The organism is Cellulomonas soli (assembly GCF_013409305.1).
Taxonomy (GTDB): Bacteria; Actinomycetota; Actinomycetes; order Actinomycetales; family Cellulomonadaceae; genus Cellulomonas; species Cellulomonas soli.
In genome coordinates this window covers 2,319,557-2,335,786 of sequence record NZ_JACBZJ010000001.1, presented here as the reverse complement: position 1 = coordinate 2,335,786, position 16,230 = coordinate 2,319,557, and the positions used below count along the sequence as shown (strand labels likewise).

11 protein-coding genes are annotated in these 16,230 nt (G+C 74.3%); all 11 read right to left on the bottom strand.

Going from position 1 to position 16,230, the window contains the following annotated elements; genetic code table 11:
- Nucleotides 1–154: 154 nt before the first annotated feature.
- The 11 genes from BKA22_RS10840 to pstC all read right to left on the bottom strand — a co-directional run bounded on the left by BKA22_RS10840 (nucleotide 155) and on the right by pstC (nucleotide 16,227).
- On the bottom strand, nucleotides 155–1,078 hold the full coding sequence (locus tag BKA22_RS10840; RefSeq protein WP_146953528.1) for a phosphate ABC transporter ATP-binding protein: 924 nt from the start codon (nucleotides 1,076–1,078) through the stop codon (nucleotides 155–157).
- Nucleotides 1,079–1,206: 128 nt separating this feature from the next.
- Entirely contained in the window at nucleotides 1,207–2,802 is a 1,596-nt protein-coding gene (locus BKA22_RS10835) for a WxL protein peptidoglycan domain-containing protein (protein WP_146953529.1), read from the bottom strand.
- 61 nt (nucleotides 2,803–2,863) lie between these two features.
- Nucleotides 2,864–4,225, bottom strand: a complete 1,362-nt coding sequence (locus BKA22_RS10830; protein ID WP_146953530.1) for an Ig-like domain-containing protein — start codon at nucleotides 4,223–4,225, stop codon at nucleotides 2,864–2,866.
- Nucleotides 4,226–4,338: 113 nt separating this feature from the next.
- On the bottom strand, nucleotides 4,339–5,418 hold the full coding sequence (locus tag BKA22_RS10825; RefSeq protein ID WP_218866630.1) for a hypothetical protein: 1,080 nt from the start codon (nucleotides 5,416–5,418) through the stop codon (nucleotides 4,339–4,341).
- Nucleotides 5,419–5,608: 190 nt separating this feature from the next.
- Nucleotides 5,609–7,237: an Ig-like domain-containing protein gene (locus BKA22_RS10820; RefSeq protein WP_146953532.1), complete on the bottom strand. Its 1,629-nt coding sequence runs from the start codon at nucleotides 7,235–7,237 to the stop codon at nucleotides 5,609–5,611.
- 65 nt (nucleotides 7,238–7,302) lie between these two features.
- Nucleotides 7,303–8,283 carry a substrate-binding domain-containing protein gene (locus BKA22_RS10815; protein WP_146953533.1) on the bottom strand — a complete coding sequence of 327 codons (981 nt, stop codon included), beginning with the start codon at nucleotides 8,281–8,283 and terminating at the stop codon, nucleotides 7,303–7,305.
- Between the two features lie 140 nt (nucleotides 8,284–8,423).
- Entirely contained in the window at nucleotides 8,424–9,446 is a 1,023-nt protein-coding gene (locus tag BKA22_RS10810) for a sortase (protein ID WP_146953534.1), read from the bottom strand.
- Nucleotides 9,443–12,037, bottom strand: a complete 2,595-nt coding sequence (locus tag BKA22_RS10805) for a hypothetical protein (protein WP_146953535.1) — start codon at nucleotides 12,035–12,037, stop codon at nucleotides 9,443–9,445. The genes BKA22_RS10810 and BKA22_RS10805 overlap by 4 nt, the downstream gene beginning before the upstream one ends.
- Nucleotides 12,034–13,995 carry a phosphate ABC transporter substrate-binding protein PstS gene (locus tag BKA22_RS10800; RefSeq protein ID WP_146953536.1) on the bottom strand — a complete coding sequence of 654 codons (1,962 nt, stop codon included), beginning with the start codon at nucleotides 13,993–13,995 and terminating at the stop codon, nucleotides 12,034–12,036. The genes BKA22_RS10805 and BKA22_RS10800 overlap by 4 nt, the downstream gene beginning before the upstream one ends.
- A gap of 28 nt (nucleotides 13,996–14,023) precedes the next feature.
- Nucleotides 14,024–15,217 carry a phosphate ABC transporter permease PstA gene (gene pstA, locus BKA22_RS10795; RefSeq protein ID WP_146953537.1) on the bottom strand — a complete coding sequence of 398 codons (1,194 nt, stop codon included), beginning with the start codon at nucleotides 15,215–15,217 and terminating at the stop codon, nucleotides 14,024–14,026.
- On the bottom strand, nucleotides 15,217–16,227 hold the full coding sequence (gene pstC / locus BKA22_RS10790) for a phosphate ABC transporter permease subunit PstC (RefSeq protein ID WP_223203633.1): 1,011 nt from the start codon (nucleotides 16,225–16,227) through the stop codon (nucleotides 15,217–15,219). Before pstC ends, pstA begins: the two co-directional genes overlap by 1 nt.
- Between the last annotated feature and the right edge of the window lie 3 nt (nucleotides 16,228–16,230).

Genomic DNA, 16,230 nt, shown 5'->3' with positions numbered 1-16,230 from the left:
AAGTGAACACGAGTCACACGCGTCACACGAGTCACACGGATGTGCTTCGGGAGGAACCCGGACACAACGACGCTCACATCACCCGTTCGCGCGCGGAACGGCTCCCCGAGGGGACACCCGGGACCAGCGCACGCCGACCCCGGGCCGGGCGACGTCAGCCGAAGCGCCCCGAGACGTAGGCCTCCGTGCGCTCGTCCTGCGGCACGCTGAACATCGCACCCGTGTCCCCGTGCTCCACGACGACACCCGGCAGACCCTGCGAGGCCAGGAAGAACGCGCACTGCTGCGACACCCGCGCCGCCTGCTGCATGTTGTGGGTCACGATCACGATCGTCACCTGCGAGGCCAGCTCGCCGATCGTCTCCTCGATCACCCGCGTCGACGTCGGGTCGAGCGCCGAGCACGGCTCGTCCATCAGCAGCACGCGCGGCCGGACCGCGAGCGCCCGCGCGATGCACAGGCGCTGCTGCTGCCCACCCGAGAGCCCACCGCCCGGGGCGTCCAGCCGGTCACGGACCTCGCGCCACAGACCTGCGCGGATCAGCGAGGACTCCACGAGCATCGCCTTGTCCGCCGCACCCGCCCGGACACCGGTGAGCCGGAGTCCGGCCAGGACGTTCTCACGGATGCTCATCGCGGGGAACGGGTTCGGCTTCTGGAAGACCATGCCCACGTCGCGACGCGCCTGCGTCACCCGCCGCGACGGGTCGTACAGGTCGTGGCCGTCGAGCAGCACCTCACCCGCCAGCGCGGCCGACGGCACGAGCTCGTGCATGCGGTTGAGGATCCGCAGGAAGGTCGACTTGCCGCAGCCCGACGGGCCGATCAGCGCGGTCACCTGCCCGGCCGGCATCGTCAGCGACACTCGGTCGAGCACATGGTGGGAGCCGAACCACGCCGACACCTCACGTGCCCGCAGCTCGGCCAGACCGTGCGACGGCACCACCGCCGGCGGCGTCCGCGGCGAGACCGTCAGGGCGTGCGCGACCCCGGCCGGTGAACCCGGCGGCAGGACGGCAGGCAGCACGACCGTCCGGTCTGCCGCCGCCTGCTCTGCCGTCATGTGCTCTGCCGTCATGTGCTCTGCCGTCATGTGCTCTGCCGTCATCTGACCCGCCGTCATCTGCTCTGCCGTCGCCTGCTCTGCTGTCATCTGATCCGTCACCGCCCAGGCCTCCTCGTCGAACTCGCTCACGGCATCCGCGCTCACGGCATGCCCGGCCGACGGGCCAGCACGAGCCGGTGCACCAGCCACCCGCCTCCACCGAGCGCCGTCAGCCCGGTCGCGGCCAGCACCGCACGCGCAGGAGCGTCCCCGCGCGCCGCACGCCAGACCAGGTCAGGCGTCCGCACCCGCAGGCCGGCCACCTTCACCTCGCCACCCTCCGCCGCGGCCGTGCCGGTGGCGGCACCCGCGTCGACCGCAGCGTCGGCCGCAGAACCGGCGGCGGCCGGCGGCGACCCCGCGGAACGAGGTGCCCCCCGGGAACCCCCCAGCACCGACGTGGTGGGAGCGGACCCCGGACCGGCGCCGGCACCGGCAGGCACGCTCGGCGAGGCTGTCGGCGAGGCCGGCACCTCCAGCCGCAGCACACCGTCGTCACCGTCCTGCGAGACCACCGTGACACCCTCGGACGCGACCGCCCGCGCAGGCACGGCGACGCACGCCGCGCCGGTCACCACCAGCACGAGCAGCACGAGCACCCCGACGGTCGGACCGACCGACGGACGGGAGCCCTCCGGTGACGGCTCCCCCGCGGGCGGCCCCGCCTCGATCTCGCGGCGCGCCTCGGCCACCGCCTCGGTCCACAGCACCTGCGCGGCACGGCGCCGCGCCCGCACCCGGCGGACCAGGAGCACGACGAGGACCACCAGCACCGCCACCAGCAGCAGACCCGTCCAGGGCACCGCCACGAACGTCGCGCGTCCCGTGCTGGAGACCCCCGGCAGCTCGGTGCCCGGGCCCGGCGCCGCGGCCATCGTCACGTCGACCACCGCGGTGGCCAGCACGGCGGGCTCGACCCCCGGCAACGTCGCCGTCACCGTGAACGAGTCACCCGGCAGCACCTCCCGCGTGCTCTCCGGCTCGAGGTGCGCCAGCCGCGTGCCGAACGGGCCGGTCACCCGCAGCCTGGGCACACCCAGGACCTTGACGTTGCCCGTGTTCACGACCTCGAACGTCACCGTCGCCGAGGACGCCGCGAACGGCACGGCGTCGAAGGCGTACGACGCGTGCACGTCGCGCACCTCGAGCGCCGGGGCGAGCTCGCCCGCGACCCGCACCGCGAGCCGCACCGCGACCCTCGTGTCCACGACCACGCCCGTCGCCTCGTCGACCTGCACCTGCTCGGGCGAGACGACCAGACCACCGGCATGGTCGCCCGGCGCCGCGTCCTGCGGGACCGCCACCGTGAACGCGACCGTGCGGGTCGAGAGCGCCGGGACCGTCACGCTCGCGTCCGGCGTCGTCACCCAGGCGCCGATGCCCACCGGTGTGTCCGCCGCCGGCCGCAGGTCGAAACCGCCTGTCGCCGTGTTGAACCCGTCGGCGCCGTACACCCGGAACGTGCGCTCCACCGTCGAGGAGTTCGCCAGCACGAGGTGCTCCTCGACCTGCTCCCCCGGCGCGAGCGACAGCTCGAACCGGGTGCGACCGTCCGTCGTGCCCGCGGCGTCCGACGGGGTGATCGACCAGGCGGCGGTGCCGTCGTCCGCGCCGGCGGCCGTCGCGGGGACGACGACCGCCAGCGCGGCGAGCACCACCAGGGCGGCCCGCACGGCGGACCGGAGAGGACGGGACATGCGGGCTGCTCCCTGGTGTCGGACGGGCGACGCCGGCGGCTGCCGGCGTCGCGTGACGGCGTCAGTCGGCGATCAGCGTGACCGTGACCGTCGAGGTGTAGGACCCCGCGGTGGTCGAGCCCGGGATCGCCAGGTTGAGGGCGGCGTCCAGCGTGGTCGTCCCCCGGCCGGCGGTCGCGGTGCCGCCGAGCAGCGCGCTCGCCGACAGGCCCGGGCTGGCGACCTCGTCGAGGGACGAGGCGACCGGGGCGCCGGCCTGGGCGACCAGGGGGCTGCCGGCCTCGGGCAGCATCTGCGGCAGGGCAGGTGCCCACCCCAGGTACTTCGCCCCGACCGTGCCCGCGGCACCGGTGAAGTCGGACGCCTGCGCGTTGACCTCCCAGCCCGTCAGCAGCCCGTCACGGCGCGTGTCGGTCACGGTGACCGTCGGGAAGGCGCCCGTGGCCACGACCCGGGAGTTGTCCGAGGCGCGCGTGCCCGCGAGGGCGACCGGCGTGGCGAACGGCACCGAGAACGTCAGGGCGCCGTCGACCACGGGGGCAGCGGGCACCGACAGCACGAGCTGACCCGTCGCGGCGTCCAGCGCGACCGCGACCGCGTACGTGCCCGAGGAGGCGCCGAACGCCGCCGCGTCGGACGGCGCGAAGGTCGCGGTGTAGCTGTGCGAGCCCGACGCGGGCGACGGCACCGTCACCTGCGCGACACCGCCCGAGACCGCCGCGGTGCCGACCGTCGTCCCGCCCTCGGAGAACGTGACCGTGCCGCCGGCGCCGGCCGGTGCGACCGCGGCCGACAGGACCAGGTCCGCACCCTGCACGGCACCCGTCAGGGTCGTCGTCGTCGCGGTCACCTGGGTGCCGCCACCGAGGGGCGTGGGCGCGGGAACCGACCAGGCGAGGTTCGACAGGTCACCGGTGAGCGTCAGGGTCGTGCGGAAGAGGCCGACACCCAGACCGAGCTCGTCCCGGCAGACCGCCAGCAGCGGGATCGTCCCCGTCTTGCCCGCCTGCGTGGCGATGTACGCCAGCGCGTCAGGCTTCGTGAGGCGGTCGCCGCGGTCGGTGTAGAAGCGCCCCTGCGCGTCGACGTGGTTCATGTTCGCCGCGATCGGGACCTCGAGCCACTGCGACTCGGGCACGTTGGCCTGCGGGATCCGGATCATCGGCTGCAGCGAGACCGCACCGGCCGGGCACTGGGCGGACACGGCCAGCGACTGGAACGGCCGGTCGAGCGTCGTGCCGCTCGTGATGACGTCGGTCTGCCCGTTCGCGTCGAGCCCACCGGCCTTCGCGAGGAAGTAGATGCTGCCGGGCAGGTCAGGACCCTCGTCCTCGGCAGAGGCAGGTGCCGCGCAGGCCAGGGCGACGGCGCTCGACAGGAGCGCGCCGGCGGCCAGGGTGGCCAGGAGCTTGATGGGACGCATCGCAGGATTCCCTTCACAGGTGCAGGTGGGACCGGGCGCGTACCCGCCGAGGATGGCGAGCACGGGTGAACGACGTGCGCCGTGCGGACGACCAGGGGACGACGCCCCCGGTCTCACCGGCCCACGCCGACAGGGGTGTCCACGACGAGCCCGGGTTCGACCGGGCCGTCGGGAAGGATGCGGGCCGCGCGGCGGGCGGACCTGCCACGGGCGACCGCGACGACGATCAGCAGGGTGACCAGGGCGGCGACGGCGAGCGGCAGCCAGGCCAGGGCCCACACGTGCGTGGTGGCGACGACCGGGGCCAGGCCCGGGTCGCGCCCGGTGAGCGGGGCCACCGCGGCGGCGGTCACGGTGACCTCCTCGCGGCCGAGCGCAGGGACGCCCTCGAGCGTCGCCTCCACCCGTGCGGTGCCGCCGGGCAGCAGCTCCTCGACGCGCGGTGCGTCGGCACGCCTGGCGGCGACCCCGAGAGGCCCGGCGACCGAGGCGGACGGCTCGACGGCGACGCGCACGTTGCCGGTGTTGCGCACCGTCCAGCCGACGGTCACCGCACCGGTGCCGAGCACGCCGTCGGGCGCCCAGTCGGCGACGACGTCCTCCACGACCAGACCCGGGGCGACCTCCCCCTGGACCTGGACGTACACCCGGGCCGCGACCCGCTGCTCGAGCCGGATCGACGGCCCCTGGTCGGCGCCCGCGGCGACGGTGACCAGCGACGCGACGAGCCCGGCCACGTGGTCGCCCGGTTCGGCGTCCTGCGGGATGGTGATGGCGAGCGGGACGATCGTGTAGCCGAACCCGTCGGCCGTCTGCGCCGGGACCTGCACGGGCCCGGCGGCGTCGACCGACACCCAGGCGCCGGCGTCGGTGTCCGTGTCGGCCGCTGCCCGCACGGACAGGCCACCGCCGTCGGCCATGACGACGTCGGCGCCGTACACCTCGAGCGTCACCGGTTCGTCGTCCTGGTTCACGAGGGCCACGTGCTCGTAGACGACCGAGCCGGCCGGGGCCGTCACGGCCAGGTAAGGGCGGGCGTCGGGACGGTCGGCACCGGCCGGGGCGATGCCGAACGAGACCATGTCGGTGGCGTCCGGGTCCGTCGCGGCGGCGACAGGCCCGGCGGGTGCGAGCAGGGCCAGCGTGACGAGCGCGAGGACGGCTGTCCGGCGCAGCGTGGCGATCATCGACATGGCTCCTGCGATCGGCGGCTGGTTCGTACGAAGCGTGACGAACCGGGATGTTCGGGTGACGAACACCCGGCGAACGAGGGACGGCCCGGACGCGCCGGTGGGGCGGGGCGAACGCGCAGATGGGGCGGGGCGAACGGCCCCACCCCACCTGCGCCCGTCCGTCAGGGCACGGCTCAGACGGCGGTACGGATCAGACGGCGGTGAGGGTCACCGTCGCGGTGTACAGACCGGGCGCCACCGACGAGGGGACCTGGTCGACGCCGAACACGCCGGCCAGGTGCGCCGTGCCGAGCGAGCGCGCAGCCGGGTAGCTGGCGAACACCTTCGGCGTGGCCAGGCCCACCGTGAACGGTGCGTTGTCGCTCACCACGACGTCCGTGGCCAGCAGCGCGTTGCCCGCGACCTGCGTCGCGGCCAGGCCCGTGAGACCGGCGTGCCCGCCGTCGAACGAGTCGCCGCCCGCCGACGTGAACGCCCCGGAGACGACCGAGGCGGTCCAGCCGAGGTTGCCGGCGCGGGTGTCGGTGATGACGATGCCCTCGAACGGTGCGGAGGCCGAGTACGTCGAGTCCGCCGGGTCGAGGACCGCGGTGCCCAGCGCGAGCGGCGAGGTGGGCGTGTACGGCGTGGTCAGTGTGATGGTGCCGACCGGGATGTCGAGCGTGACGGTCTGCTCGGCGACGGCGCCCGCGAGCGTGTACGCCGTGGCGACCGGCGCGGAGGCCGAGTCGGTGTACGGCGCCGTGCCGGTGAACGTGGCGACCAGGGCGTGGCTGCCCGCACCGAGCACGTTCGTGGTGAAGACCGGGACGGAGCCCGCGGTCACCGGGACCGTGCCGAGCACGACCCCGTTGTCCGAGAACGCGACCGTGCCGGCGGGCGTGCCGGACGCGGAGGCCACCGCGGCGGTCAGCGCGACCGACTGGTACGCGTCGCCGTCGACCCGGTCGACCGTGAGGGTCGTGGTCGTCGAGCGGGGCGCCACGGCGGCGACCTGCACGTCGACCGCGGCGGAGGTGGCCGCCCCGTAGGTGCTGTCACCGGCGTACACGGCCGTGACCGACGCGGTGCCGACGGGCAGCGCGCTGGTGGTCAGGGTCGCGACCCCGCCGCTGAGGGTGCCCGTGCCGAGCGAGGTCGTCCCGGCCAGGAACTCGACCGTGCCCGTCGCGGCGGCCGGGGCCACCGCCACGGAGAACGTCACGGCCGTGCCCTGCTCGACCGCGGACTGCGAGGCGGTGAGCGTCGCGGTGGCCGTGCTGCGCGGCATCGTCGGCGTCGGGACCGACCAGGTCAGGGCGGAGGCGTTGCCCGTCATCGTGATCGTGGTGCGCAGGACGCCGATACCCAGACCGGCGTCGTTGCGGCACATGAGGATGAGCGGCAGCGTGCCGGTGCTCCCGGGCTGCGAGGCGATGTACGTCATGGCCTCGGGCTTGGTGAGGTAGTCGCCACGCGCCGTGTAGTAGCGCCCCTGGGCGTCCTTCACGTTCGTGGCCGCCGTGATCGGGACCTGGGCCCAGTCGTTCTCGGGCACGCCCGGCTGCGGGATGCGGATCGCGGCCTGCACCGCGGCGGTGTCGGCCGGGCAGAGCTGGTCGACGGCCAGCGACTGGAACGGCCGGACCGTCCCGGTGCCGCTCGTGACGGGCGTGGTGTTGGCGGCGTTGGTGAAGCCGCCCGTGTTCGGGAACAGGAAGATCTGGCCTGCGACGTCCGGGCCTTCGTCGTTGGCGGAGGCGGGGGTCGCGACGGCCAGGGCGGCCGTGGCGACGACGACACCGGCGAGCAAGCCGGCGAGCGTCCTGGTGCGGGTCATGGGGGTGCCTTTCCGGGGCTGGTTCAGGAGGTCGTCGAACGGGGACGTCGAGACGCGGGAGGGCGTCAGTTGACGGTGAAGTTCGTCGTCGCGGCCTGCGTCGGGACACCGCAGGCGCCGCCGTCGGCGGGCACCGCGAGCTGGTCGAAGCCGGCGGCCTCGATGAGCGCCTGGCCGGAGCCCGAGCAGATGAAGCCGTCGGCGCCGAAGACCTGGGTGAACCAGGCGGTCGACAGGTCGGCCTGGCGCACCACGTTGTAGAGCGCCCGGGTGTAGCTCCAGCCGCCCGCGAGCTTGATGCCCGTCGCGGACTTGGCCCGGCCGGTGGAGAACGGTGCGACCGCGTTGGCGTTCGCGGCGACCGGGGCGGCGTCGTGCTCCTGGACCTCGACGACCGTCGAGGCGAGCGTGACCGCCACGCCACCGTTCGCGGCCTGCAGCTGGGCGACGAAGACCGTGCGGGTGCCGGACCCGGTCTGCGGGATCATCGGGACGATCACGCCGGCCGTGCCACCGATCTGGTTCCAGTTGCTGATCGAGCCGTTGTAGATGCCGACCAGTTGGGCCGCGGTGATCGACGCGGGCGCGTTCGACGTGGTCGCGGTCGCGAGCTTGAGGCCGTCCTGGGCGAACGGGACCTGCCACAGTCCTGCGGAGACCTCCGCGGCGGACAGCGAGGAGGACGACCGCGCGAAGTTGACGTTCGTGTTGAGGCCCGCCCCGTAGAGGGTGGCCTTGCCGGCGCCGGAGCCGTTCGGGCGCGTGACGGCGACCGTGCCCGACTTGAGGACGACCGGGGTGGTGCCCGTCGCGTTGAAGGAGACCAGGCGGGCGCCCGCGGACGCGTTGTAGCCGGGCGAGTAGAGCCCGCCGACCTTCACCCCGTCGGCGAGGTAGTTGACCGCGTACTCGGTGGTGTCCGAGCCGACGCCCACGAGGTCCTTGGGCTGCGGGGTCGGGTCGGCCGACGCCGGGGAGGCGATCGTGGCGGCGAGCACGCCCGCGAGGGCGACGGTGAGGAGGAGCGAGACCTTCGTGCGCTTCATGAGGGAAGGAGCCCTTCGTGTGTCGGTCGGCCGGTGCTTCCCGGCCTACCGCCCACTCTTCGCAGACCGGGCGAACCCACCGGTCCCGGACGGTGAACGAAGGACGTCCCGGCCGTGGCCTGGGGACGTGCCGGCGCTGCTCAGAGGACGTTCGGCAGCAGGCGCACGGCGACCTCGGTCGCCCACCACGCGGCGGCGACGAGCACGGGCGCGGCCAGGACCCAGGAGGCCCGCGCCGGTAGCCGGCGGCTGAGCAGCACAGCGGCGACGGCCGCCAGGAGCAGCGCCTGCAGGGCGAGCACGAGCACGGGCAGGGCGCCGGTGTCACCGCCGAGCACCGCCTCCGACGCCGGGACCGCCGCGGGTCGGCCCGACGGACCCGTGACCGCCTCGCCGACGAGCGTGGCGTCGACGTACACGGTGGTGAACCCGGTGATCGCCCCGAACGGTCCGGAGCCCTCGGTCGTGACGAGCGTCAGGCGCGCCCCGCCTTCCGTGAGCGCACCCGGCAGGGGGTCGCCGTCGTGCCGCACGCCGTCGACCCGGTAGACGAACTCGCCCTGCCCGGTGGTCACCGTGATGCCGTCGCCCTGGCGCAGCAGCGGGAGCGAACGGAACGGACCGCCGTAGGTCGTGGACCGGCCGAGCACGAGCGAGACGCCGGCCTGGCCGGGCAGCACCGTGTCGCGGCGGTGCCCGGGCCCGGCGAGGAGGTCGCCCGACGAGGTGCCTTCGACGACGACCTGCTGGAGGCCGAGCGTCGGGATCGCGAGGATCGCCACGGGGGCACCCGGCTCGACGGCGCCACCGGTGGGTGCTGTCTGCGAGGCGAGCTGCTCCCGCAGCTGTGCGTACAGCACCTGCTGGGACCGTGCCTCGGCGAGGCTGCCGAGGACGAGCACCTGGACGAGCGCCCAGCCGGCGAGCGCGGCGAGCACCAGCAGTGCCGTCGTGACGACGAGCGAGCCGATCGGCTCGGGCCGACGCGGGGGGCGGGGTGGGCGCGGCTGCACCGGCGCGAGGGCTCGCCGCGGCGGCGCCGAGCGTGTCCCGGACGGCACAGGGCGCTGGGGCGGCACGGGGTGCTCGGGCGGCGCGTACCCGGGCTCCGCGTCCGAGGGGGCCTGCGCGCCCGCGGGCGGGTCGAGCTCGACGAGGCTCATGCCGATCGCCTCCGGGTGGTGAACAGACGCAGCAGAGGAGCACCGACCGCGCCGCCGAGGGCGACCGAGAGGGTGGTCGGCAGCGCGGCGTTCGCGGTGCCCGACCGTTCGGCGATCGTGGTGCCCGCGGCGCGAGCCTGCGCCGTCTCGGGCGCCTTGTCGGCCGCGAGACCGGTCGTCGGGACGGGGCCCGTGGCGGCGGCGAGGAACGGGTTGGCCGGGGCACGCGCCGAGGCCGTCGGGAAGGCGGCCGCCGCGCCGACCGGGTGCGGCACGGGCGCCGCGACGACAGGGGCCGAGACGGGGACGACCATCGGCCCGGACTGGGCCTCGATCGCCGACGCGACCGCCTGCGCCGAGGCGAGCAGCGCCGCCGTCGGACCGTCCGAGGTGATCGGGAGGTAGCCGTCGGGCAGCTGCCCGTTCCCGCTGCCGGGCACCTGGCCCTCCGTGGTGGCGATGCGCACGAGCTCGGCGACGTGCCCCGCGTCGCTCGCGCTCAGCCCGGACAATGCGGCCGCCGCGTGCACGACCATCGTGCCGGGGTAGGCGTCGGCGGGCAGAGCCGTGCGGTCCAGCAGGAACGGCGCACCGGGCGCGGTCTGGTCGGCCACCGTCAGGGCGCTGGCCATCGAGGCGGGCGAGGCCTCGACGAAGGTCGCGTCCGGACCGGTGCCGGCGGTCCGCAGCGCCGCGGTGCGCAGCCCGAAGCGTTCGGCGTCACCGAGCGAGACCAGCCCGAGCATGAACCGTGAGCCGTACCCCTGCCGGGCGATCCGGCCGAACTTCCAGGGGTCCGAGGTCGTCGAGCGGGTGCACTGCGTCTGCACGTTCGGCCAGGCGTCGAGCACGGCCTCGGCGACCGTGCGCAGCCGGGTCACGGGAGCGGCGACGAGCCCGAGGTACGGCGACGGGTTGAGCTTCTCGCACTCGCGGTTGATGTCCCGCACGAACGTGTCCAGCATCGGCCAATCGGCGCGCGGCAGCGCGATGTCCTTGTAGGACGGGTTGACGACCATGCCCCACGGGTCCGCCTCGCCGTGCACGAAGGCCATCGCCTCGGTGTCCGCGGCGATGTAGGCGGTCAGCGCGGTCATCACGTCGGACTGCTCGGACAGCGAGAGCATCGTCGCCCGGGCCTCCTCCGCGGTGAGCGACAGGCCCGGGTTGAGCTCGGTGAACTCCGGGTCGGTGTTGAGGGCCAGCGGGTTGTCCGCCATGCCCGGGTGCGCCTGCCCGGAGCTCGAGGCGGGGTAGGACTGGGTGAGCAGCTTCGCGAGCAGGCGAGGTGTCAGCCGCAGGTCCTGCACCTCCCCGGCGTTGTCCGGCAGGTCGGCGACGTACGCGACGGCGAAGCCGGTCACCGCGACGGGCGCGTAACCGAGCGGGACCGTGCTCGTCTGCGCAGGTTCGGACACGAAGGCGGCGACCGCGCCCCCCGAGCCGAGCAGCCGCAGCGCGGACGACTCGGACATCCGGTTGTGCCGGAACTTGAACCGGTCGGCGCGCAGGCAGTACGCGGGCGCCCACTGCAGCGACGCCTGGTTGAGCAGCTCGGAGCCGTACATGTCGACCGGCGCCCGGTCGTCGAGCACGTCGCACGCGTCGGGCGGCAGCGCGAAGGAGAGCGGGGCGGCGAACCGGTTGCGCCAGTTCGAGGCCGACCACCAGTAGCGGGCGGAGACGGCGTCGTCGACGCCGAGGTTGCCGAAGTTCGACGACCCGGCCTCGAACGACCCGTCACCGCGGCACGTGGCGTCCCCGTCGAGGCAGCTGATGCCCATGATCGGGATCACGACGAGCGAGCAGGGGACGTCCGTCGAGCATCCCAGGGACTCGTTCTCGGTAGCCGTCCGGATCTCGACGTTCGCCTCGCCGGTCCCGTCCGACCGGGTGAAGGCGGCCAGCTCGGCGGCAGGGAGCGCGGCGTCGACCGCGGACTCCGGAGCGATCGTCGTGTCGCTGCACGAGGGGTACACGGTGCCGTTCGCGGCGCGGAACGGGACGAGCCGCTGCGAGAGCAGGGACGGCGGCAGCTGCGCGCACGCCTCCGGCCAGTCGACGGCCGTGCTCTGGTCGCCACGCTCGGCGTCGGTGGCGTACCGGTCGTGCCGCCAGACGGCCGAGGCGGGCGAGGCCTGACCGATCCGCTGCAGGTAGGTGCTCGTCCAGCACGTCTCGGGGCTGAGCTGCTGCGCCACCGGGAGCGTGGGGTCGTCGAGCCCGCGGCACTGCAGGATCACCACCGGGTACTCCTGGTTGGTGCCGTCGTAGCCGTAGGGGCTGACGGTGCGCCCGGCGCTGGGACGCGCGCCCGTCCAGGTCACGGCGACACGTTCGCGTCCGCGCAGGTCCTGCGTGCGGTCGACGGCGACCGTGACGGTCCGGCTGTCGACCGGCTCGGTGCTGCCGTCGGCGGCGAGGTGCTCGCGCGTGATGGTGCGGGTTGCCGTCCATCCGGGCACCGTGTCCGCGGCTGCGGCGCTGGTGGCCCGACCGGTCACGAACGCACCGCCGAGCAGACCGACGAGGGCGAGCACGAGGGCGAGCGCGGCCGCACGGGCACCCCGGGGCCGTCGTGACCGGCTCATCGCAGGTCCGCCGAGCCGATGCCGCCCCTGGTCGGCCGGAAGGGCGGGCTGAAGGTGGACCCCGGTCCGCCGGCGAGCGGAGCGCCGAACGGGGACGACGGTCCGGCCACGGTCGGCGGGCCGAAGGGGGACGACGGCCCGGCGACGGGACCCGCGCCGGCCATCCGTGGTGGCGCGAGCCCCGAAGGTGGCCCGGACACGGGTGGCGGGCCGGCCGTGGGCGACGGGCCGGACGGGGGTGGTCCGGCGGGCATCGGCCCGGCGACCCGCGGTTCGGCGAGCAACCGACGCCGCACCGCGAACAACCCCGGCACGAGGGCGACCGCGAGCAGCTCGGCCCCGGCGAGCGCACCGAACGCGATGCTGCTGCCGACCGGCCGGGAGGCGACGGTCGTGGCGACGGCACCCGTCACGAGGCCCGTCGCGGTGTCGACGGTGGTCCCGAGGGGCAGACCCGTGGCGGGGTCGATCGCCCCTGCGGATGCGTCGGCGCCGGCCGTCGCACCGGTTCCGGCAGCACCCTGCGCCCCGGCTGCGGCCGCCCCCGCGGCCCCCGGGGCGGCGGCCGCCCCCGCGGAGCCTGCGCCACCGGTCGACCCGGCACCGCCGGACGTGTCGACGACCTGACCGGCACCGAGGCACGGCCCCTGACCCTGCTGGTCGCACGTCGCGGGCTGGGCCGCGACCTCGGCGAGCTTGTTGCGCGAGAGGTCCCCGGCCACGAACGTCGGGTTGTTGCACCGGGTGGCGTCCCGGTTGGCGACGTCGACGCCGGGGTCGGCGGCACCGAGCTTGGCGATCTGCTCGAACCCGGCCTGCACGAGGTTGAGGGGTAGCGGCGAGTAGCCGAACGCGCCGGCCTTCCCCTGGCCCTCGCACAGCGAGTAGAACATGAAGTCGACGAGCGTCTGCCGCTTGTTCGTCGTCATGCGCTGGTCGTTCTTGCCGGTCGGCAGCAGCATGTAGGAGTACGACGAGAGCGGGTACGCCCGCGGGTCGGGGTTCGTGTAGACGTCGTCGAGGATCTGCGTCAGGTACGCCTGCGAGGACGCGTCGGTGTTGATGCGGGCCTTGGTGAGGCCGACCGCGACGGCGTACTGCGTGGGTTCGACGTAGTAGCCGGCGCTGTTGAGCACCTTGACGACCGGGTAGCCCTTGTTGATCGGGTACGAGTACTCGACGTAGGCGATGGTCCCGTTGCCGGCGGACGAGGCGACGGTGTTCATCACCTGGTCGGAGCCGGCTGCGGCGATCATCCGGGTGCCGCTGGGCTTCGGGTAGTAGGACGTCAGCCCGGACCGGCCGAAGTAGGCCCGCCAGACGTCGGGGTGCTGCGCGTCGAGGTAGGTGGTGAACTGCGCGGTCGTGCCCGAGCCGTCCGAGCGCACGACCGGCACGATCGGGGTGTCCGGCAGGACCCGCCCGTTGTTGTCCGCCTTGATCGCGGGGTCGGCCCAGCTGGTGATCTGGTTCGTGAAGATCTTCGCGATCGTGTCGCCGGACAGCCGGATGTCCTTGACCAGCGCGCCACCCACCTCGAGGTGGTAGGTGAACGCGGTGCCGCCGGCGACGATCGGCAGGTACGAGAACTCGCGACCGCCGGCGGTGTCCGCGTTCCCGTACTCGTCGGTCCCCTGGTAGGGGATCTCGGTGATGCCGAAGTCGGTGACGTTGGCGGCAAAGTTCTTGCGTCCCTGCGACGAGCCTCCGCCGTTGTAGGTGACCGCCATGCCGTTGGCGGACACGTCGGCGATCCACTGGTCGACGATCACCTGGCTCCAGGTGGACCCCGACCCCTCGATCTGCCCGTAGGCGGCGGAGGCGGCCGTGGACGTCCCGACGAGCACGGTGAGCGCGACCAGGCCGGCGGCGACCACCGCGGCGAGGCGACCCTGCCAGGCGGGTCGACGCCGGGGTGCGCGAGCCGCGGTGCGCAGGCTCGTGCGCTGGTCGTTCATCGGTCCTCCAGGAGACGGTGGGAGAGGGTCAGCGACCGGCCGGGCGCCGTGCGACCAGCCGGGCGACGACGAAGAGCACGAGCACGAGCACGAGCAGGATCGTGGCGGTCGCGAACCCGCGCTGGACCAGGCCGGGCTCGCCGCTGCGCACGCTCGAGTAGATGAACAGCGGCAGCGAGTTCATGACGCCGTCCATGGGGTTCGCCACGAAGAACGACGCCGCGCCCGACGTCAGCAGCACGGGCGAGGTCTCACCGATGCCCCGGGCGACGCCCAGGATCAGGGCGGTCGCCAGACCGGGACGCGCGGTGGGCAGCACCACGTGCCAGACCGTGCGCCACCGCGGTGCTCCCAGGGCGGCGCTGGCCTCGCGCAGGCCGGACGGGACGACCCGCAGCACGACGTCCGCGGCGCGGGCGATGATCGGCAGCATCATGACCGACAGCGCGACCGCGGCGGCCAGGCCGGAGCGCGGCACCCCGAGACCGACGATGAGCACGGTGTACACGAACAGCCCGGCCACGATCGACGGCAGTGCGGTCATCGCCTCGACGACCGTGCGCACCACGCGGGAGAACCGGCCGCCGACCTCGGTCATGAACACCGCGGCGCCGAGGCCGAGCGGCACGGTGAAGGCGACCGCCAGGCCGATCTCGATCAGCGTGCCGAGCACGGCGTGCCCGACCCCGCCGACGGACAGCGGGTCGCGCGGGCCGACGCCCGCCATGTCGTCGAACAGCATCGACCAGTGCCGCAGCGCGCCGAAGCCGCGCACGAAGGTGAACACGACCGTCGAGGTCAGGGCGACCGCGACGGTGAGGGCACCACCGGTGACGACGGCACCCGCGAGGCGGTCGGCCACCGCCGGGCCGTCGGCCGTCGCCGAGGTGGCCACCGTGACGACCGCGAGGAACGTCGCGAAGGTGACCACCGCGTAGGCGAGCGGGGTGCCCCACGGGAGCAGCCGGAAGCACAGCACCCAGGCGAGCGCGGCGGCCGCGGCCAGCGATCCGAGCAGCACGAGCCGGTCGTGCCCGGGCACCCCGGCGACCCTGCGGCGCCGGGTGTCCGGCGGCGTGCGGACCGGCGGCAGGGTGCGCACGTGCGTCGTGCCCCGCGCGGGGGCCACGAGCGTCGACCCGGCTGACGGTGCGGGCGGGGCAGCCGGGGCAGCCGAGACGGGCGGGGCAGCCGGGGTGGGCGGGAGCGCGACGTGGGTCATCAGATGTCCGTCCCCGCGCCCGAGCGGCTGCGCGCCACGACGGTCGCGGCCAGCGTGTTGATGGCGAGCGTGATGAGGAAGAGCACGAGCCCGGCGGTCAGGAGCGCCGAGAGCTGGGCGTCGCTCGCCTCGCCGAACCGGCCGGCGATCAGCGCGGAGATCGTGTTGGTGCCGATCTCGAGCGGCCGCAGCTTGATGTCGAACGACGGGGAGATGATCAGGAGGACCGCGATGGTCTCGCCGAGCGCGCGACCGAGCCCGAGCATCGTGCCGCCGATGATCCCGCCGCGTCCGAACGGCAGGACGACGGCGCGGATCACACCGAGCCGGGTGGACCCGAGCGCGAGGGCGCCCTCGCGCTCGCCGGGTGGCGCCTGGGAGAACACCTCCCGCATGACCGAGGACGCCATGGGCAGCACCATCATCGCCACAGCGATGCCGGCCACGAACGCCGAGGCGGTGTACCGGGACTGCTCCCACACGGCGGCGTGCGGGTCGGTGTCGACCCGGAACAGCGGGATCCAGCCGAGGTAGGTGTGCAGCCAGCGGGCCAGCCCAGCCGCCTGCGGCTGCAGCAGGAAGAACCCCCACAACCCGTAGATGATGCTGGGCACCGCGGCCATGAGGTCGACGAGCGAGACCAGCGCGGCCCGCAGGCGGGTCGGGGCGTACTCGGTGAGGTACAGCGCGGTGCACAGCGCGAGCGGGATGGCGAACACCATCGCGACTCCGGCCACGGTGAACGTGCCGAGCAGCACGGCCCGGATGCCGAGGGTGTCCGTCTCGGGGGCCCACTGGGCCTCGGTGAAGAACGACCAGCCGTACCGGCGCAGCGTCGGCACGGACTGCAGGGCGAGGAACAGCCCGATGCTGCCGGTGATCGCCAGGACGGTCGCACCGACCCCGCGCGCGCCGAGCTCGAAGACGCGGTCGGAGCCCGTGGTCCGCCGGGACAGGCGGCGCGGGACGGCGGTCGACGGGGGCGCGGCGGCCGGCACGGACGTGCTCACGGG